Origin of the sequence: Sphingomonas kyungheensis (assembly GCF_037120395.1) — a bacterium.
Classification (GTDB): Bacteria; Pseudomonadota; Alphaproteobacteria; order Sphingomonadales; family Sphingomonadaceae; genus Sphingomonas; species Sphingomonas kyungheensis.
Window position 1 is genome coordinate 263,839 of sequence record NZ_JBBBDM010000002.1, and the last position, 19,346, is coordinate 283,184.

The 19,346-nt window shown below is 68.6% G+C and carries 18 protein-coding genes and 1 pseudogene; 11 read left to right on the forward strand and 8 right to left on the reverse strand.

Translation table 11 applies throughout. The annotated features are described in order from the left end of the window. Window positions 1-340 precede the first annotated feature (340 nt). The 3 genes from V8201_RS05285 to V8201_RS05295 are packed head-to-tail and all read right to left on the reverse strand — an operon-like array spanning window position 341 to window position 4,094. Window positions 341-2,575, reverse strand: coding sequence for a xanthine dehydrogenase family protein molybdopterin-binding subunit (locus tag V8201_RS05285; RefSeq protein ID WP_336544671.1), 2,235 nt, complete (start codon window positions 2,573-2,575; stop codon window positions 341-343). Between the two features lie 2 nt (window positions 2,576-2,577). Then, window positions 2,578-3,558: an FAD binding domain-containing protein gene (locus tag V8201_RS05290; RefSeq protein WP_037531469.1), complete on the reverse strand. Its 981-nt coding sequence runs from the start codon at window positions 3,556-3,558 to the stop codon at window positions 2,578-2,580. Continuing rightward, window positions 3,555-4,094, reverse strand: a complete 540-nt coding sequence (locus V8201_RS05295; RefSeq protein ID WP_336544672.1) for a 2Fe-2S iron-sulfur cluster-binding protein — start codon at window positions 4,092-4,094, stop codon at window positions 3,555-3,557. The genes V8201_RS05290 and V8201_RS05295 overlap by 4 nt, the downstream gene beginning before the upstream one ends. A gap of 144 nt (window positions 4,095-4,238) precedes the next feature. Between V8201_RS05295 and V8201_RS05300 the strand changes: the two genes are divergently transcribed. Next, on the forward strand, window positions 4,239-5,231 hold the full coding sequence (locus tag V8201_RS05300) for a glycerophosphodiester phosphodiesterase (RefSeq protein WP_336544673.1): 993 nt from the start codon (window positions 4,239-4,241) through the stop codon (window positions 5,229-5,231). Further along, window positions 5,232-5,507 carry a hypothetical protein gene (locus V8201_RS05305; protein ID WP_037531471.1) on the forward strand — a complete coding sequence of 92 codons (276 nt, stop codon included), beginning with the start codon at window positions 5,232-5,234 and terminating at the stop codon, window positions 5,505-5,507. It abuts the gene before it with no gap. Window positions 5,508-6,118: 611 nt separating this feature from the next. On the opposite strand, the gene V8201_RS05310 is transcribed toward V8201_RS05305, so the two are convergent. Together V8201_RS05310 and V8201_RS05315 are read right to left on the reverse strand one after the other, a co-directional pair. Beyond that, window positions 6,119-6,907, reverse strand: a complete 789-nt coding sequence (locus V8201_RS05310) for an alpha/beta hydrolase (protein WP_336544674.1) — start codon at window positions 6,905-6,907, stop codon at window positions 6,119-6,121. Then, entirely contained in the window at window positions 6,898-7,572 is a 675-nt protein-coding gene (locus V8201_RS05315) for a TIGR02117 family protein (protein ID WP_336544675.1), read from the reverse strand. Before V8201_RS05315 ends, V8201_RS05310 begins: the two co-directional genes overlap by 10 nt. A 26-nt stretch (window positions 7,573-7,598) precedes the next feature. Between V8201_RS05315 and phhA the strand changes: the two genes are divergently transcribed. Continuing rightward, entirely contained in the window at window positions 7,599-8,459 is an 861-nt protein-coding gene (gene phhA / locus V8201_RS05320) for a phenylalanine 4-monooxygenase (protein WP_037531476.1), read from the forward strand. Between the two features lie 50 nt (window positions 8,460-8,509). On the opposite strand, the gene sdhA is transcribed toward phhA, so the two are convergent. From sdhA to sdhC, 3 genes are read right to left on the reverse strand one after another with little or no spacing between them, the layout of a single operon-like run. Beyond that, window positions 8,510-10,312: a succinate dehydrogenase flavoprotein subunit gene (gene sdhA / locus V8201_RS05325; RefSeq protein WP_037531479.1), complete on the reverse strand. Its 1,803-nt coding sequence runs from the start codon at window positions 10,310-10,312 to the stop codon at window positions 8,510-8,512. Further along, window positions 10,312-10,695 carry a succinate dehydrogenase, hydrophobic membrane anchor protein gene (sdhD, locus tag V8201_RS05330; protein ID WP_037531481.1) on the reverse strand — a complete coding sequence of 128 codons (384 nt, stop codon included), beginning with the start codon at window positions 10,693-10,695 and terminating at the stop codon, window positions 10,312-10,314. The genes sdhA and sdhD overlap by 1 nt, the downstream gene beginning before the upstream one ends. Next, window positions 10,695-11,123, reverse strand: coding sequence for a succinate dehydrogenase, cytochrome b556 subunit (gene sdhC, locus V8201_RS05335; protein WP_037531484.1), 429 nt, complete (start codon window positions 11,121-11,123; stop codon window positions 10,695-10,697). The genes sdhD and sdhC overlap by 1 nt, the downstream gene beginning before the upstream one ends. Window positions 11,124-11,330: 207 nt before the next feature. Between sdhC and V8201_RS05340 the strand changes: the two genes are divergently transcribed. From V8201_RS05340 to hslU, 8 genes and pseudogenes are all read left to right on the forward strand, one after another. Then, window positions 11,331-12,692 (forward strand): methyl-accepting chemotaxis protein, encoded by a 1,362-nt coding sequence (locus tag V8201_RS05340; protein ID WP_081792880.1) that lies wholly within the window; start codon window positions 11,331-11,333, stop codon window positions 12,690-12,692. A 1-nt stretch (window position 12,693) separates the two neighbouring features. Next, window positions 12,694-14,031: a methyl-accepting chemotaxis protein gene (locus V8201_RS05345; RefSeq protein WP_037531485.1), complete on the forward strand. Its 1,338-nt coding sequence runs from the start codon at window positions 12,694-12,696 to the stop codon at window positions 14,029-14,031. 321 nt (window positions 14,032-14,352) lie between these two features. Then, window positions 14,353-15,045, forward strand: coding sequence for an SDR family NAD(P)-dependent oxidoreductase (locus V8201_RS05350; RefSeq protein WP_271300364.1), 693 nt, complete (start codon window positions 14,353-14,355; stop codon window positions 15,043-15,045). Beyond that, window positions 15,035-15,991 carry a 50S ribosomal protein L11 methyltransferase gene (locus V8201_RS05355; protein ID WP_271300365.1) on the forward strand — a complete coding sequence of 319 codons (957 nt, stop codon included), beginning with the start codon at window positions 15,035-15,037 and terminating at the stop codon, window positions 15,989-15,991. The genes V8201_RS05350 and V8201_RS05355 overlap by 11 nt, the downstream gene beginning before the upstream one ends. 271 nt (window positions 15,992-16,262) lie before the next feature. After that, entirely contained in the window at window positions 16,263-16,802 is a 540-nt protein-coding gene (locus V8201_RS05360) for a glycoside hydrolase family 108 protein (RefSeq protein ID WP_336544676.1), read from the forward strand. Between the two features lie 14 nt (window positions 16,803-16,816). Further along, window positions 16,817-17,056, forward strand: a pseudogene (locus V8201_RS05365) (3TM-type holin); the annotation flags it as partial. Window positions 17,057-17,381: 325 nt separating this feature from the next. Next, entirely contained in the window at window positions 17,382-17,927 is a 546-nt protein-coding gene (gene hslV / locus V8201_RS05370) for an ATP-dependent protease subunit HslV (protein ID WP_081792876.1), read from the forward strand. 97 nt (window positions 17,928-18,024) lie between these two features. After that, window positions 18,025-19,317, forward strand: coding sequence for an ATP-dependent protease ATPase subunit HslU (gene hslU, locus V8201_RS05375; RefSeq protein ID WP_336544677.1), 1,293 nt, complete (start codon window positions 18,025-18,027; stop codon window positions 19,315-19,317). The last annotated feature ends 29 nt before the right edge of the window (window positions 19,318-19,346 follow it).

Here is a 19,346-nt window from a genome sequence, read left to right on the forward strand (position 1 = left end):
ATGATCCTCGCCCGCGGTGCGCGTCACGCCTGCGAAGAGGGCTCCCGGTGATGGCGGCACCACGGATCGTCGCGAACACGAGACCTTTGCGATGTCTCGGCCTCGCCCGAAACGCACCGTCACCCCGGACGTGTTCCGGGGTCCACCGTGCCGCGCAGGCAATGGCTGAAACTCCTGCGGGGCCGTGGATGCCGGAACGAGTCCGGCATGACGGAGGGGGTCTCGCAGGATCCCGCGGAAGGGGAAACCAGTGGCCGAGCAGAGCAACAACTTCGCGCTCAGTAACACCGGGTCTCCGCCTGGGCGGGAGCACGGCAGCGAGCGCCCCCGCCCGGTCCCCTTACACCACCGGCAGACCTTCGAGCAGCTTGTCCAGCGTCAGCGGATAGTCGCGCACCCGCACGCCGGTGGCGTTGTAGATCGCATTGCCGACCGCCGCCGCCGCGCCGCAGATGCCGACCTCGCCCAGTCCCTTGGCGTGGAGCGGATTGGCCTGGATGTCGCGCTCGTGCAGGAACTCGACCTCCAGCTGCGGCACGTCGGCGTTGACCGGCACGTGATACTCGCCGAGGTCGCGGTTGACGACCTTGCCGTTGCGGGGATCGTGGACCAGTTCCTCGGTCAGTGCGCTGCCGATGCCGAAGGTCATACCGCCGAGGCATTGCGAGCGCGCCGTCTTCTCGTTGAGGATGCGCCCCGCGGTGAACACGCCGAGCATCCGCTTGACCCGCACCTCGCCGGTGACGACGTTGACCGCGACCTCGGCGAAATGCGCGCCGTAGCTCGCTTGGTTGAACGTCTTTTCCTGTCGGCCGGGGGCGATCTCGCCAGTCGCTTCCATGCCGTCGCCGACCAGCTCCGCGAGCGGCACGCTGCGGTTGTCGGCGATGACGCGCCCGTCCTTGAGCGTCATCGATGGCTCGTCGACGCCCATCGCCTTGGCGATCTGTCCGCGCAGCGCCTCGCAGGCGAGATAGACCGACGACCCCGACGATCCGGCGCCCCACGATCCGCCCGATCCCGCACCCGGAGGCGCATCGGTGTCGCCGAGGTGGACGATGACGTCCTCGATCGGCAGGCCGAGGATCTCGGCGGTGATCTGGCCGAGGATCGTGTAGGTGCCGGTGCCGATATCGGTCATGTCGGTTTCGACATGCGCCTTGCCCTGACCGTCGATCGACACCTTGGCGGCGGACTTCTGCAATTGGTTGGAGCGTGCCGCCGAGGCGACGCCGATTCCGTACAGCCAGTCGCCGCGGCGATCGGTGCCCGCCGGCTTGCGCTTGGCCCAGCCGAACCGCTCCGCGCCGCGTTCGAGACACGGGATCAGCATCCGCGACGAATAGGGGACCTTCTTCTCGGGATCCTGTTCCGGCTCGTTGCGGCGGCGCAGCTCGATCGGATCGATGCCGATCTCCTCGGCCAGTTCGTCGATCGCGCCTTCCAGCGCGATCAGCCCGACCGCCTCGCCGGGCGCGCGCATCGATCCGGACAGCGTCCAGTCGAGCCGGACGATATCGTGCGTGATCAGCCGATTCTCGCCGTCGTACAGGAAGTGCGTCGCCATGCCGGCGGGCTCGAAATAATCCTCGCCGGGCAGGTTGGAGGTGATCGTCTCATGGCCGATCGCGATCAGCTTGCCGTCCGCATCCGCGCCGAGCCGCATCCGCTGTTCGGTGTTCGAGCGACGGACGGTGGCGTCGAACACCTGCTGGCGGGCCATCACCGCCTTGACCGGGCGGCCGAGCCGCTTGGCGGCGATCGCCGCGGCGACGCTCTCCGGCGCGATGCCGAGCTTCGAGCCGAAGCCGCCGCCGACATAGGCCGCGACGATCCGCACCTTGTCCGCCGAGACGCCGAGCGACTTGGCGAGCTGCTGCTTGTCCGATGCCGGCATCTGGTAAGCGCCGTACAGCGTCAGCGCGCCGTCTTCCCATACCGCGAGGCTGGCATGCGGCTCCATCGCCGCCGAATTCTGGCTCGGCGTGGTGTAGGTGACGTCGATCCGGTGCAGCGCCTGCTTCATGCCTTCTTCGATATCGCCCTGCTCGTGATAGGGCGGGATCTGCTGCGGCGACGGCTTTTCCGCCTCGTTGCGATGCGTCTGGAAATCGTAGCGGCCTTCGCTCGGCGCATAGTCGACATGGAGGCGCAGCGCCGCGTCGCGCGCCGCCTCATAGCTTTCGGCGACGACGATCGCGATGATCTCGCCATAATAAGCGACCTGTTCGACGCCCTGCGTCGGTGCCCCGGTCTCGCCGCCCTGCTGCGGGTTGCGCAGGAAGGTGGCGTAATCGGTGATGACGTCGATCACCCCCGGCATCGCCTTGGCGGTCTCGGCGTCGAGCTTGGTGATCTTGCCCGCGCCGACCGTGGCGCGGACGAGATAGCCGTAGGCGACGTTTTCGAGCGCATATTCCGCGGCATAGGTGGCCGTGCCGGAGACCTTCTTCGGTCCGTCGATCCGGTCGATCGGCTTGCCGATCACGTCCTGCGCCGAGCTGTCGAGCAGCGACTCCGGATGCGCCTTGTTCATCGTCAGCGAGTTGGTGTCGCCCTTGCCGAAACCGAACATGCTTATTCTCCCGTCAGGTCGCGCAGCGTCGCGATCAGGACCCGCCGCGCCAGCGGGATCTTGAAGTCGTTCGAACCATAGCCCTTGGCATCGGCGAGCAGCGCATCCGCCGCCGCGGCGAATACCGCGTCCGACGGCGCCTGGCCGACCAGCGCCGCTTCCACCGCCGGATTGCGCCACGGCATAGGACCGAGTCCGCCGAAGGCGAGGGCGGCAGAGGCGATCTTGCCGTCCGCCACCTCGACCACCCCGGCGATCGAGACGAGCGCGAAGGCGTAAGACGCGCGGTCGCGGACCTTGACGTAGACCTGCTTGCCCTTGGGCGGTGCGGGCAGTTCGACATGGGTGATCAGCTCGCCGGCTTCGAGCACCGTCTCGATCTGCGGCGTATCGCCGGGCAGGCGATAGAAATCGCCGATCGGGATGCGGCGCTTGTCGCCGTCGGCCTTGAGCGTGATGATCGTCGCATCGAGCGCACGCATCGCCACCGGCATGTCGCCGGGGTGGGTGGCGATGCAATGCTCCGACGTGCCGAGCACCGCGAGCACGCGGTTGAAGCCGCCGATCGCCGAACAGCCGCTGCCGGGCTCGCGCTTGTTGCACGCCGTCGACGTGTCGTAGAAATAGTAGCAGCGCGTCCGCTGGAGCAGATTGCCGCCGGTCGTCGCCTTGTTGCGCAGCTGACCGCTCGCACCGGCGAGCAGGGCGCGGCTCAACACCTCATATTTGGCGATGACGCGCGGATCGGCGGCGAGGTCGGAATTGGGCACCAGCGCGCCGATCGTCAGCCCGCCATCCTCGCGCTCCTCGATCTCGCCGAGCGGCAGGCGGCTGATGTCGACCAGCTTCTCGGGCGTCTCGACCTGCAGCTTCATCAGGTCGAGCAGATTGGTGCCGCCCGCGATATATTTGGCGCCGGAGACGTGCGCATCGCGCACCGCGGTCTCGGCATCGTCGGCCTTGGCGTAGCTGAACGTCTTCATGCGCCTGCCTCCACCGGCTGACGGGGAGCGATCTTGGTGTCGCCGTTGCTCTCGGCGACCTCGCGGATCGCGTCGACGATATTGGGGTAGGCGGCGCAGCGGCAGATGTTGCCGCTCATCCGCTCGGCGATCTCGCCGTCGTCGAAGGTCGGCGCATCGAGATCGCCGGTGACGTGGCTCGGCCAGCCCTTCTTGACCTCGTCGAGCATGCCGACCGCCGAGCAGATCTGCCCCGGCGTGCAATAGCCGCACTGATAGCCGTCATGACGGACGAAGGCCGCCTGCAACGGATGCAGATCCTCGGGTGCGCCGAGCCCTTCGATCGTGGTGATCTCGTCGTCCTGGTGCATCACCGCGAGACTGAGGCAGGAATTGATGCGGCGGCCGTTGACCAGCATCGTGCACGCACCGCACTGGCCGTGGTCGCAGCCCTTCTTGCTGCCGGTCAGCCCCAGATGTTCGCGGCACAGATCGAGCAGCGAGGTGCGGATATCGGGTTCGGCCTCGAACGATTGGCCGTTGATCGTGAAATGCATGCGCTGCCTCGCGAGGATCGGGAGTCACACCCGTGAAGGAATGTACGTGTAACGCGCGCAATCATGATGGTTTCCGATTTGCGAATCGCTCTCACCGCCACGCTGCTGCTGGCATCTGCGATGGTCTGCGCGCAGGATCGCGCGATGCCCAGACCCGTCACCGAACCGATCGTCATCGCGCACCGCGGCGCCAGCGGATCGCGCCCCGAACATACGCTCGCGGCCTATGATCTCGCGATCGATCAGGGCGCCGATTTCATCGAGCCCGATCTCGTGCCGACCAGGGACGGCGTGCTGGTCGCGCGGCACGAAAATGCGATCGGCGGCACCACCGACGTCGCCGCTCATCCCGAATTCGCCGACCGCCGCACCACCAAGACGATCGATGGCGCGACACTGACCGACTGGTTCGTCGAGGATTTCACGCTCGCCGAGCTGAAGACGCTGCGCGCCCGCGAACGGCTGCCGCAACTGCGCCCCGGCAATGCCGCCTATGACGGCCGGTTCGAGATCCCGACGCTCGCCGAGATCATCGCCCTCGCCAAGCGCCGCACCGCCGAGACCGGGCGGACGATCGGCATCTATCCCGAGACCAAGCATCCGACCTATTTCGCGGGCATCGGCCTCGGTACCGACCTGCCGCTCGTTGCGGCGCTGCGGCAGGCGGGATGGGACAGGGCCGACGCGCCGGTGTTCATCCAGTCGTTCGAGGTCGCCAACCTCCGGCATATCCACCGCCTCACCAGGGTGCGGCTGATCCAGCTGATGGCGGGGGAGGGCGGCCCGGCCGATCATGCGGTGCCGAGCTATGCGGCGATGCTCACCCCCGCCGGCCTGCGCGCGGTGGCGGGCTATGCCTATGGCATCGGCCCCGACAAGGCGCAGCTGTGGCAGGGCGATACGCCGACGACCCTGGTCGCCGACGCGCATGCCGCCGGGATCAAGGTGCATCCCTGGACCTATCGCGCCGAAAACACCTTCCTGCCGCCGCGTTTCCGCCGCGGCGACGATCCGGCCGCGCACGGCGATATCGCCGGCGAGATCCGCCGCGCGCTCCGCCTTGGTGTCGACGGATTCTTCACCGATTACCCGCTAATCGGCGTCGAGACCCGCCGTGCGGCCAAGGATCATCCGTAAATGCGTAGCCTGTTTCTGCTTCTCCCCGTCACGCTCGCCACCGCGGGCTGCGTCAGCACCGCCACCTCGATCGTCAAGGCGCCGTTCCAGGTCGCCGGCAAGGCGGTCGACTGGACGACGACGAGCCAGTCCGAGGCCGACCGCAACTACGGCCGCAAGATGCGCAAGCAGGAGGCGAAGGAAGGCCGCGAACGCAAGAAGGCCGCCGCCCGCTGCCGCTCGCACCCGGACGATCAGGACGCCTGCCACTATGCGGGTTATCGCGCCGGCTATTGAGGGGCATCGGTTGGGGTGATCGGGCCGCGAGCCGGTCGATCGCCTCGGGTATCCGCCGCCTCCGTCGGATTGACCGTCGCTGAGGCTTAAGTGGTTCAGCGCCTCGGAAATCCCAGTCTTGCCGCCGCCCCAAACGCGCCGTCACCCTGGACGTGTTTCGGCGCCCACCGTGCCGCCAGCGCGAGGGCTTATGCTCCTGCGGAACCGTGGTTGCCGGGACGAGTCCGGCATGACGGAAATAGGTCTGCACGAGTCCCAAGGCTTGCGCTGTCGTCTCGCGGATGTGGGGCTCCCTCATCGCGATCGTGGCCACGCCATGCCCCCGAGCAGGACTCCTCCGCGCCTCCGCGCCTCCGCGTGAATCAACGCCGTTCGCCACGGTCGCCTGTCGACGATGGATCACGCTAGGACGCTAAGTCGCTAAGACGCGAAGAGAAGAAGGGGTTCACGCGGAGGCGCGGAGGCGCGGAGAGAAGGTGAACGGAAGACGCAGTTCCTGTTTAATCGCCGTCTGAAGGGAGACGGGCCGCGCTCATAGGCACCCTCTTCGCGGCTTCGCGTCTTCGCGTGAAATCCTCAAACGGCCTCGAAACCCAAACCGCCCGCACCCGCTACCGGTCCTGCACCACCGCATCCTGCGCCAGCGCCGCGGCGATCGCGAGCAGCACCTCCGGGTGGATGTGCACGCCGAGGTGGCCGCTGCTCACCTCGACCGCCTCGGCGCTGGGGTCGTGGCAGATGAAGCCGTTGACGAAGCCGTCGCTGCGGCTCCAGATCGCGGTGCACGGCACCGGCAGCGGCGCGGCGATCGCCTGGCTGCGGGCGATCACCGCCGGGTCGTCGACGCGCTCGCCGGTCGCCCATTCGAACGCCCGCCAGACGTTGGTGGCACGGCCGCCGCCGGCATAAGGCGAACTCACCGTCACCACCTTGCGGACGAGATCGGGCCGGCGATGCGCGACCAGCCGTGCCATGATCCCGCCGAGGCTGACGCCGACCAGCGCCACCGGCCCCGCCTCCGCATGCAGCGCCTCGACGCGGGCAATCAGCCGTTCCGCCTCGATGCCGACGCTCTTGACGCCGAGGTTGCGGCCCAGCCCCCAGCCTTCGGCGCGATAGCCGAGCTTCGCCAGAAAGTCGCGCAGCACGATGCTCGACCCGTCCGAATCGAACAGGCCGGGCAGCGCCATCACCGCACCGCCACGCCCCGGCGGCACCGCCGCGAGCGCCGCGGCGTGGCGCCAGCGGGTCGCCAACATCCAGGCGACGCGCGGCACCTCACTCGCCGCGAGCGCCTTGGGCGGCGGCGGCGGCGCGAGAAAGTCGGGGCCGAAGCGCGCATGCGCGGGCGGCTCGCTGCGCCAGCGCGCGAGGCCGGCCTGCAATTTGTCTAGAACCATTGCAGCACCGTCACCGGAAACGGCGTCCAGCGGCCGACCCGGACGCCGGCAAAGCGCAGCGCGTCGCCGACCCAGGCGTTGCAGGTCCGCATCGCGCTGTAATGGCCGCGCGCGGCATAGAAGGCATCGTTGCGATCATAGCCGCGCCAGCGCTGCCGCTGCGGCGCGGCACTCGCCCGGATGAACGCGGCGAGGCGGCGATATTCCTCCGGCCGCAGCACGATGCGGCGAACGTCGTTACCCGGCTCCGGTGCAGGAACGTGCTCGACGTGCAGCAGCGTCGCGTCGCTGCCGATCGCCGCGGCGAGCACGCGCCCCGGCCGCACGTCGCGCCAGTGCGGCGTGTCGAAATAGAAGGTCCGTTCGCCCCAGCCGATCGCAAGATGGTCATATCCTTCGTAACGCGGCGCGGCGAGGTCGGCTCCCGGTGCCCAGCCGCGCCAGTCGATCCCCGCCGCCACCTTGGGCACCACCAGCCCGACATGGATGCCGTTCGACTCGATATAGACGGTTACGCCGCGTGCGGGCGGTCGCCAATCGCGATGCGACGGAATGGCGCCACCGACCAGCCCCGCCACGCCATAGCCGACGACCAGCAACGCGACGAGCGCGGCGATGCGCGCCAGCCAGCGGCTCAGGCTCGTCAGGGCAGGATGTCGTATCATTCGAAACCTTATGCTAGGCTGCCGTCATGGCCGATGAATCACCCCAACCCCACGCCCCGTCCGCCGACTGGACGATCCCGCAGGACTGGCAGCATTATACGGCGGAGGATCATGCCACCTGGGATACTCTGTTCGCGCGCCAATCCCAATTGCTGCCCGGCCGGGCGTCGGAAGCCTATCTGCGCGGCCTCGACGTGCTCAAGCTGTCCAAGCCCGGCATCCCCGATTTCGCCGAATTGAGCGAGCGGCTGATGAAGCTGACCGGCTGGCAGGTGGTGGCGGTGCCCGGCCTCGTCCCCGATGACGTCTTCTTCGACCATATGGCGAACCGCCGCTTCGTCGCCGGCAATTTCATCCGCCGCCCCGACCAGCTCGACTATCTCCAGGAGCCGGACGTCTTCCACGACGTCTTCGGCCATGTGCCGATGCTCGCCGACCCGGTCTTCGCCGATTATCTGGAGGCCTATGGCCGCGGCGGGCAGCGCGCGCTCGGGCTCGACGCGCTCAAATACCTCGGCCGGCTCTATTGGTACACCGTCGAATTCGGCCTGGTGCAGGAAGGCGACGACCTGCGCATCTATGGGTCGGGCATCGTGTCGAGCTTCGCCGAGAGCCGCTTCGCGCTCGACGATCCCAGTCCCAACCGGATCGCCTTCGATATCGCTCGGGTGATGCGCACCGACTATCGGATCGACGATTTCCAGCAGAATTATTTCGTCATCCCGAGCTTCGACGAATTGCTCCGCGTCACCGTCGAGACCGATTTCGCGCCGCTGTACGAGGAGCTGAAGCGCCAGGACGATATCCCGGTGGCGGCGATCGTCGCGGGCGATCGGGTGCTGACCCAGGGAACGCAGCATTATGCGCGCAGCAAGGCGCGCGGGTAGGGGAGCGATCCGAGCAGGGTGGCGGGGCGGCGATCCGCCCCGCCCGGGGATCAGTAGACCCGCTTCTTCGGCTTGATGTAATCGACGTCGTCGGTGAGCGTGTAATCGTGCACCGGACGATAATCGATCGCGGTCGCGCCGCCGACGCCGCCCCAGCCGGTGAAGCTGGTGATCGTGTGCTTCATCCACTCGCCATCGTCGCGGTCGGGATAATCCTCGTTGACGTGGGCGCCGCGGGATTCCTTGCGGTTGGCGGCGGAGTCGATCGTCACCACCGCCTGCGCGGCGAGATTGTCGAGTTCGAGCGTCTCGATCAGGTCGGTGTTCCAGATCAGGCTGCGGTCGTTGACCGCGACATCGGCGATCTGGCCGTAGATGCCCTTCATCAGCGCCTGGCCCTCGGTCAGCAGCGCATTGTCGCGGAACACCGCGCAATGCTTCTGCATCGTCCGCTGCATCTGGCCGCGGATCTCCGCAGTCGGGATGCTGCCGGTGGCGTTGCGGAACTTGTCGAGGCGGGTCAGCGCCAGCTCCTCCGACCCCTTGGGCAGCGGATTGTGCGTGCCGTTGGGCTTGCAGATATCCGCGATCCGCTTGCCGGTGGCGCGGCCGAAGACGACGAGATCGATCAGCGAGTTCGAGCCGAGGCGGTTGGCGCCATGGACCGAGACGCACGCCGCCTCACCGACCGCGAACAGGCCGGGGACGACCGTGTCGGGATTGCCGTCCTTGAGGTGGACGACCTCGCCGTGGAAGTTGGTCGGGATGCCGCCCATGTTGTAGTGGACCGTCGGCGTGACGGGCAGCGGCTGGCGGGTCAGGTCGACGCCGGCGAAGATCTTGCCGGTCTCGGTGATGCCGGGCAGCCGCTCGTGCAGCACCTTGGGATCGATATGGTCGAGGTGCAGGAAGATATGGTCGCCGTTCTTGCCGACGCCGCGGCCTTCGCGCATCTCCATCGCCATCGAGCGCGACACGACGTCGCGGCTGGCGAGGTCCTTCGCCGACGGGGCATAACGCTCCATGAAGCGCTCGCCTTCGGAGTTGGTCAGGTAGCCGCCTTCGCCACGCGCGCCCTCGGTGATGAGCACGCCCGCGCCGTAGATGCCGGTCGGGTGGAACTGGACGAATTCCATGTCCTGCAGCGGCAGGCCGGCGCGCAGCACCATGCCGCCGCCGTCACCCGTGCAGGTATGCGCCGAGGTCGCCGAGAAATAGCAGCGGCCATAGCCGCCGGTCGCCAGCACGGTATTGTGCGCGCGGAAGCGGTGGATGCTGCCGTCTTCCATGCACAAAGCAACGACGCCGCGGCACTGGCCGTTCTCCATGATCAGGTCGAGCGCGAAATATTCGACGTAGAAGTCGGCATCGTAGCGCAGCGACTGCTGGTAGAGCGTGTGCAGCATCGCATGGCCGGTGCGATCCGCGGCGGCGCAGGTGCGCTGCGCCGGCGGGCCTTCGCCCATGTTCTGCATCATGCCGCCGAACGGCCGCTGGTAGATGCGGCCTTCGTCGGTGCGGCTGAACGGCATGCCGGCATGTTCCAGCTCGTAGACCGCGGCCGGCGCCTCGCGCACCATATATTCGATCGCATCCTGGTCGCCGAGCCAGTCGGAGCCCTTGACGGTGTCGTACATATGCCAGGTCCAGTGATCCGGACCCATGTTGCCGAGGCTGGCGGCGATGCCGCCCTGCGCCGCGACGGTATGGCTGCGGGTCGGGAACACCTTGGTGATGCAGGCGGTCTTGAGGCCGTTCTGCGCGCATTCCATCACCGCGCGCAGGCCCGAACCGCCCGCGCCGACGACGACCGCGTCATAGGTGTGATCGATGATCTTATAGGCGTCCGACATTATGCGGCAGCTCCGAAGGCGACCTTGAGGATCGCGAAGATGGCGATCGCGGCAGTGGCGACCGTGAAGAAGTTGAGCAGCAGGATCGCGGCGACGCGTTTCTGCTCGTGCTGGTAATCCTCGATCACCACCTGCAGGCCGAGGCGGAAGTGGTAGAAGACCGAGACGATCAACAGCAGCATCGGCACCGCCGCCCAGCTGTTCTGCAACCAGCTGTGCACATTGGCATAGTCATAGCCGGGCATGCGCAGGATCGAAAAGACGAACCACAGGGTCAGGAACAGGTTGGACCCGGCGGTGACGCGCTGGCGCCACCAATGGTGCGCGCCTTCCTTGGCGCTGCCGAGGCCGCGGACGCGGCCGATATGCGTACCCGAACCCATCACTTGATCCCCAGGTAGAGCCAGAAGGCCACGGTCAGCACGATGCCGCCGGCGATGACGATCAGGCTGAACATCTTGTTGCGCTTCAGTTCGAACGCCGCGCCTGCGTCCATCACGAGGTGGCGGACGCCGTTCAGCATGTGCGTGAAGAACGCATAGGTCATGCCGACGCCGATCACCCAGCCGACGATGTTGAGATGGCCCATGTCGGTGGTGAAGACGTCGCGGAACCGCGCATAGGCCTCCGCCCCCGAGGCGATCGCGGCGAGCCACCAGACGAGCAGCACCGTGCCGACCGTCGCCATCGCCGAGCCCGTCGCGCGGTGGAGGATCGAGACCAGCATATGCGGGCCCCAGCTGTAGTGGAGCTTCAGAAAGCCCGAGAAAAGATGCGGGCTGCGCGGGCGCGCCGGAGTGCGGGATGCCATGAACGGTCCTCGGCCAAAATCGATTGCCTGCCTATTAGGCCTGAGGACGGGCGATGCAAGCCATAGCGGCGCAAAGTGACGCAGCGCACCATCGTCGCGGCAAGGAGTCCGGCCGGCGATCGGCCGACGCCGCCTCTAACCGACCATTAACCAGTGAACTCTAATCCCTGCAACACTCTTGATACATTGCCGACCGTGGAGACGCTCTTGCCCGACCTCGCCCTGCCACAGCCGGCCAGCATTGCCGCCGCGATCGACCTGCGCAGCCGCATCATCGCCTTCGACGGCGGCGAGAACACGCTGATCCCGCGCGCGGCGGAATTGTGGACGATCATCGAGGCCGACGCGCCGACGATCGTCGAGGCCTATTGGGCGCATTGGCGGCGCGCGCATCCCGGTGCGCCGGAATGGACGCCGCTCGAATCCGAACGCCGCGTCACCGCCGGCATCGCCTATCTGCGCAACCGCTGCTGCCACCTCGACGGGCTCGCCTGGGTCGAGTCGCTCGAACGATCGGTCGCCGCCGCTTATGCGGCGGGCGTGTCGACGATGGAGGTGCTCGCCATGTCGTGCGCCAGTGATCGCGCCGCGCTGCGCGCGCTGATGGCCCGCGTGCCGGCCGACGATCCGCGCCACAGCGGCCTGGTCGACGCGCTGATGCGCTTGTTCGGCATGGAGACCGAGCTGACCGTCGAGCTGTTTGCCGGCTATGCCGATCACGGCGCGCGGCTCGCCCGCGAAGGCCTCGCCGACGATTTCCGCGAGGGCATCACCAGCGCGGTCGAGATCGCCACCGATGAAGGCCGCGCGCTGCGCGACCAGGCGCAGCGCAGCTCGGGCTCGGCGCGCGGCATGCTCGGCAAGGCAAGCGAGGTCGCCGCCGCCGCCGAACAATCCGCGGTCGCGATGCGCGAGGCGGCGCAGACCGCCGCCGGTCTGATCCGTGCGATCGAGGACGCCCGTACCGAAGTGGAGGCCGCCGCCGAGATCGCCAGCCGCGCCAGCGTGCAGGCGACCAATGCGGTGGGCATGTCGGAGACGCTGAGCGATCATGCCAAGTCGATCGAATCGATCCTCAGCCTGATCCGCGACATCGCCGGACAGACCAATCTGCTCGCGCTCAACGCGACGATCGAGGCGGCGCGCGCGGGCGACGCCGGCCGCGGCTTCGCGGTGGTCGCGCAGGAGGTGAAGAGCCTCGCCAACCAGACCGCCCGCGCGACCGACGACATCGCCGCCAAGATCGCCTCGATCCAGTCGGCGACACGCTCGACGGTCGAGACCAACGCCAGCATCAAGAGCACCGTCACCGAGGTGCAGGAGAGCGCCGACCGCATCCGCTATGCGATGGAGGCGCAGGCGCAGACCGTCACCGCGATCACCGCCGCAGTCGACGAGACCGCGCTCGCCGCCGATTCGATGTCGAGCACGATCGCCGCGATCCGCAGCGACACCGAGACGGTCGCCGCCGAGATCGACCATGTCGGTCGCGGCTTCGACCGGCTCGACGGCCAGCTGATCGCGCTCAAGACCAGCGCCGGCGAATTCGTCACCAAGGTCGCGGCCTGAGATGACCAGGGCGCAGCGCGATCTCGCCGAGCACCTTGGCGAATATGACTGGGACGGAGAGATCGCGACCTCCTGCCGCGAGATCGCCGGGCTGCTGACCCCGGCGGACTATGGCGAGATCTCGCGCCGCTTCTGGGACCATTATCTGTCGCTGCCCGCGGTGCAGCCGTTGCGGCGGCTGTTCACCGCCGACCGGCTCGAACGGCGGATCGCCGACAGCGCCCGTTACGCCTTCCTCAAGTACAGCGCGCCGTTCGATGCCGCCTGGGGCGCGATCGCGGTGCGCAATGCCGAACAGTCCGCGCAGTCCGGCGTGCCGATGGCGAGCCTGCAGGCGGCGCTCGCCCAGTCGCACAGTTTCACCGTGAGGACGCTGGAACGCCATTGCGAAGGCGATACCAAGCGATTGCTGCGGCTGTGCGACGCGGTCCAGCGCATCTCTCTGGTCGAATCCGACCTGATGACCGGGCGGCTCGTCGCGCTGCGCGACGAGGCGGCGCGCGAGGAGCGGCAGGCACGATCGGCGGCGTTCCGCGAGAGCATCGCCTGCGCGATCGCCGGCACCGCGACGCTCGGCGCGCGTATCCGCGTCCAGGCCGGCGCGGCCTCCGCCTCGACGCGCGAGATGCTCGGCAAGGCGGGGGAGGTCGCCGCGGCGGCGGAGCAATCGGCGGTGGCGATGCGCGAGGCGGCGCAGACCGCGGCGGGCCTGATCCGCGCGATCGACCATGCCCGCGCCGAGGTCGATTCCGCCGCCGGCATCGCGCGGCGCGCCAGCGACCATGCCGGCGAGGCGGTGCGCGCGAGCGCGCTGCTCAGCGATCACGCCCAGTCGATCGAATCGATCCTCGGCCTGATCCGCGACATCGCCGGGCAGACCAATCTGCTCGCGCTCAACGCGACGATCGAGGCGGCGCGGGCAGGGGACGCGGGCCGCGGCTTCGCGGTGGTCGCGCAGGAGGTGAAGAGCCTCGCCAACCAGACCGCGCGTGCGACGGACGATATCGCCGGCAAGATCGCCGCGATCCAGCATGCGACGCGGACGACGGTGGCGACCAATGCGGCGATCCGCGAGACGGTCGGCGAGGTGCAGGTCTCCGCCGATCGCATCCGCGACGCGATGGCCGCGCAGGCGCATACCGTCACCGCGATCACCGCGGCGGTCGACGAAACCGCGCTCGCCGCCGATTCGATGTCGCACACGATCGGGGCGATCCGCGCCGACACGCAGGCGGTCGCCGGCGAGATCGACAGCCTCGGCGCCGGCTTCGGCGAGGTCGGCGACCGGCTCGGGCAATTGCAGCAATCGGCGGACGGGTTCTCGGCCAGCGTCGGATGATGCCGGAAGTCGGCGGGTCGAGAGGCTTGCCGACGCAATAGGCCCGCGGGGTGGAATTCCTCTCCTCCACCAGTCACCACCCCGGCGAAGGCCGGAGTCCAGTTGGGTGAAGCTCAGTCGAGGCCAACGACCGTTGCCCGACTGGGCCCCGGCCTTCGCCGGGGTGGTCGGCTTATGATGCGCTTTCTGTGCACCTCCGAGACTTTTGGGTTAATCGAACGGCGCCGCGCCGCCGCGCCGCCGCGCCGCCGGGCCTCTGCGTGAACATTCGGCATCAGCGCCGCCATTGCCGCTCCCGGCCGCGCCGCCTAAAGCCACGCCATGGCGATACTTCTTACCGGATCGAGCCGCGGCATCGGCGCGGCGATCGACGTGGCGTTGCGTGAGGGCGGCGCGCAGGTGATCGGACATGGCACGGCGAGCGGCATCGCCGCCGACTTCGCCGATCCCGCCGCGCCGCGGGCCTTGTGGGCGGCGGCGCTGGCGCAGGCCGGGCAGATCGACGTGCTGGTCAACAATGCCGGCGTGTTCGAGGCCAGTCCGTTGACCCGCGACCACGACGACTGGGTCGCCGATTGGGAGCGGACGCAGCGGATCAATCTCACCGCCGCCGCGGAGCTGTGCCGGCTGGCGGTACGCCACTGGCAGCAGCGCGGGTGCGGCGGGCGGATCGTCAACATCGCCAGCCGCGCCGCCTATCGCGGCGATTCGCCGGCGCACTGGCATTATGCCGCCGCCAAGGCGGGGATGGTGGCGATGACCAAGACGATCGCCCGCGGCTATGCGCGCGAGAACATCCTCGCCTTCGCGATCTGCCCCGGCTTCACGATGACCGGCATGGCCGACGACTATCTCGCCAGCCGCGGCGGCGACGCGCTGCTCGCCGACATTCCGCTCGGCAAGGTCGCTGATCCGGCCGAAGTGGCGGCGGTGGCGCGCTTCTGCGCGCTCGAGGCGCCGGCATCGATGACCGGGGCGGTGATCGACGTCAACGGGGCGAGCTATGTCCGCTGATACGCCGGGGTCGAGCTGGAAGGTCAGCCTGCCGTGCACCCGCGCCGAGGCGGAGGCGATCGACAGCGCGAGCGATCTCGTCATCGACGCGGTGCTGATGACCACCGAAGAGGTGGAGGACGATGTCGAACGCTGGCGGCTCGACGCCTATCTCGATCATGCACCCGATGCGGCGATGCTGGCGACGATCCACGCCCTGGTGCCGAGCGCCAGCGCCCATGATCCGTCGGTCGAGCGGCTCGACGCGCAGGATTGGGTGACGCTGAGCCAGGCGGGGCTGGAGCCGATCCGCGAGGGCCGCTTCGTCGTCCATACCGCCGCGCATGCCGTGTCGCCGCCGCCGGGCGGGCGCGCCTTCCTGATCGAGGCGGGGCAGGCGTTCGGCACCGGCCATCACGGAACGACCAGCGGCTGCCTCGCGATGCTCGACGCGCTCGCGGTGGCGGGGCGGCGGTTCGAGGCGGTGATCGACGTCGGCACCGGCACCGGCCTCCTCGCCTTCGCCGCGACCGCCTTGTGGCCGGCGGCGCGGGTGGTGGCGACCGACATCGATCCGGTGGCGATCGCGGTGACGCACGACAATGCCGCGCGCAACGGCGTGGAGGGGGTCGCGCTCTACGTCGCCGATGGCGCGCGCGATGCGGCGATCGACGCGGCCGCGCCGTTCGATCTGGTGATCGCCAACATCCTCGCCGGGCCGTTGGTGTCGATGGCGCCCGAACTCGCCGCGATCGCCGCGCCCGATGCGGTGATCGTGCTTGCCGGGCTGCTCGAGACGCAGCGCGAGGATGTCGTCGCGGCCTATGCGGCGTGCGGCTGCACGCTGGTCGGGATCGACCGGCGGGGCGACTGGACGGTGCTGCAATTGCGCGGCGGCGCGACGCGCTACGTGCCGGAGGGGCCGTTCGACCCCAAGGGGCGCGACGGGTGGGCGCTCGACCTGTAGGGGCGTGGCCCGCGGTAGTGCGAAGCGGGAGGGCTGCGGGGCCATGGGGCGGGCCGCCGTCACGACCGCCGGGCGCTACGGTTTGACAGGCGGCCCGGCCGACTCGGACATGACGATCGCCGGTTGGCGCCGACGCCGTGTTGGAACGGCGGCCTTGCGCATGCCGGCCAAGCCACGCACGCGCCACGGCTTTTACGCCCCCGAAAAAAGCCGCTGTCCTATTTGGAACGGCCATGATCCCGATCGCCGCCTGACCAGCAGGAGGCACGGCATGACGATACAGACCCTCATCGACGACGTGATCGACCGCGAAGGCGGCTATGTCGACCACCCCGCCGACCGCGGCGGCCCGACCTGCTGGGGGATCAGCGTCGCGGTGGCGCGGGCGAACGGCTACCATGGCGCGATGCGCGATCTGCCGCGCGCCATCGCCGCGGCGATCTACGAGCGCGTCTACTGGCGTGGCGCGGGGTTCGACAAGATCGCCGAACGCGCGCCTGCGCTCGCCGCCGAACTGTTCGACACCGGCGTCAACATGGGCACCGCCACCGCGGCCCGCTTCCTCCAGCGCGCGCTCAACGCGCTCAACCGCAACGGCCGCGATTATGCCGACATCGCCGCGGACCAGCGGATCGGCACCGCGACGCTCGCCGCGCTCGACGCCTTCCTCGCCACCCGCGGGCCGGCGGGGGAGCGGGTGCTGATCAAGGCGGTCGATGCCTTGCAGGGCGAACGCTATCTCGCGCTCGCCGAGCGCCGCCCCGCCGACGAGGCGTTCCTCTACGGCTGGCTCGCGGCGCGCGTCGCATGAGCGAGCCGCTCCCCGACCGCTGGGTGACGCGCGCGCGGCCTGCCTTCCTCTACGTCATGTACGTGCTGCTGCTTGGCGCGATCCCGGTCGGCCTCGTCGCGGCGATCCGCCCGGCCTGCGCCGCGGCGATCGCGCACGGCATGGCGGCGTACCTCGCCGCGATCCCGGAGCCGCTCTACGCGCTCTTCGGCACCGGCTATCTCGGCTACACCGCGGCGCGCACCGTCGGGAAGATCAAGGGCGTCGATCGGTGACGGTGTAGTGGAGGGTTCACGCGGAGGCGCGGAGAAGAAGAATCGGTTCGCGCAGAGGCGCAGAGGACGCAGAGTTGACGTGCTCTGCCGCGGAGCGGCCTTTTCGCTACGCGACCTAGTCAGGAAGGGTGCTTCGCGCCGACGCGATGCCTCTGCGCCTCTGCGCGAAACGCCTTTTCGCGTCTTAGCGTCTTCGCGTGGATCCAACCCCGCCTCTCCCCGCCTCCGCGAGACCCCGATCGTCCTCACTCGCCAAGACGGACCCGATCGAACTTGCCCCGCACCGCAGGCACCCTACATCGCCCCCATGAGCGATTCCCATTCCATGCCGGTCTGGCATGGCACCACCATCCTGTCGGTCCGGCGCAACGGCAAGGTCGTCGTCATCGGCGACGGTCAGGTCTCGATGGGCCAGACCGTGATGAAGCCCAATGCCAAGAAGGTCCGCCGCCTCGGTGCGGACGGACAGGTGATCGGCGGCTTCGCCGGCGCCACCGCCGACGCCTTCACCTTGTTCGAGCGGCTGGAGGCGAAGCTGGAGCGGCATCAGGGCAAGCTGATGCGCGCCGCGGTCGAACTCGCCAAGGACTGGCGCACCGACAAATATCTCCGCAATCTCGAGGCGATGATGATCGTCGCCGACAAGGACGTGACGCTGATCCTCACCGGCAACGGCGACGTGCTCGAACCGGAGGCCGGCGTCGCCGCGATCGGCTCCGGCGGCAATTACGCGCTCGCCGCGGCGCGCGCGCTGGTCGATTACGAGGCCGATGCCGAGACCGTCTGTCGCAAGGCGATGGCGATCGCCGCCGAGGTCTGCGTCTACACCAACGATCGCACCACGATCGAGGTGATGGACAGCACGACCTAAGGACAGACAGCGCCGCCCCGGCGAAGGCCGCGGTGTCGTGACCTTACTGCGCCCTGGCGGCGCGCGATCCCAGCACAGCTGTGACCCAGGATTTCCGATGAATCAGAATCTCACTCCCAAGGCGATCGTCGCCGCCCTCGACGCCCATATCATCGGCCAGCGCGACGCCAAGCGCGCGGTGGCGGTGGCGATGCGCAACCGGTGGCGGCGCCAGCAACTCTCGGCCGATCTGCGCGACGAGGTGACGCCCAAGAACATCCTGATGATCGGGCCCACCGGTTGCGGCAAGACCGAGATCAGCCGCCGCCTCGCCAAGCTTGCCGACGCGCCGTTCGTCAAGGTCGAGGCGACCAAGTTCACCGAGGTCGGCTATGTCGGCCGCGACGTCGAACAGATCGCGCGCGACCTCGTCGAGGAGGCGATCCGGCTGGAGAAGGAGCGCCGCCGCGTCGCGGTCAAGGACAAGGCGGAGGAAGCGGCGATGAAGCGCCTGCTCGACGCCCTCGTCGGCAAGGATTCGAGCCAGGCGACGCGCGAGAGCTTCAAGCAGCGCTTCGCCGACGGTCATCTCGACGCGACCGAGATCGAGATCGAGCTGGAACAGGCCGCGGCGACACCGTTCGACGTGCCCGGCAGCGGCCCGCAGATGATCAACCTCGGCGAGATGATGAAGTCGCTGAGTGGCAATCAGCCGCTCAAGCGCCGCAAGCTGGCGGTGCGTGCCGCCTGGGACAAACTGGTCGAGGAGGAGGCCGACAAGCGGCTCGATCAGGACGAGGTCAGCCGCACCGCGCTGGCGGACGCCGAGGCGAACGGCATCGTCTTCCTCGACGAGATCGACAAGATCGCGGTCAGCGACGTGCGCGGCGGCTCGGTCAGCCGCGAAGGCGTGCAGCGCGACCTGCTGCCGCTGATCGAAGGCACGACGGTGGCGACCAAATACGGGCCGATGAAGACCGACCATATCCTGTTCATCGCCAGCGGTGCCTTCCATGTCGCCAAGCCGTCCGACCTGCTGCCCGAGCTGCAGGGCCGCCTGCCGATCCGCGTCGAGCTGAAGGGCCTGACCGAGGAGGATTTCATCGCCATCCTCTCCGACACCAAGGCGTCGCTGCCGGCGCAATACCAGGCGTTGCTGGCGACCGAGGGGGCCGAGGTCCGCTTCACCGACGACGGCATCGCCGCGATCGCACGCATCGCCGCCGAGGTGAACGGCCAGGTCGAGAATATCGGCGCGCGCCGCCTCCAGACGGTGATGGAGAAATTGCTCGAGGAGGTGAGCTTCGATGCCGAGGATCGCGAAGCGCCGGTGACGGTCGACGCCGCCTATGTCGAGGCGCAGCTGGCCGGGATCGCCCGCAACACCGATCTCAGCCGCTTCGTGCTGTAAGGCGGCGGCGAAGACGTTTCGCAGGTGCA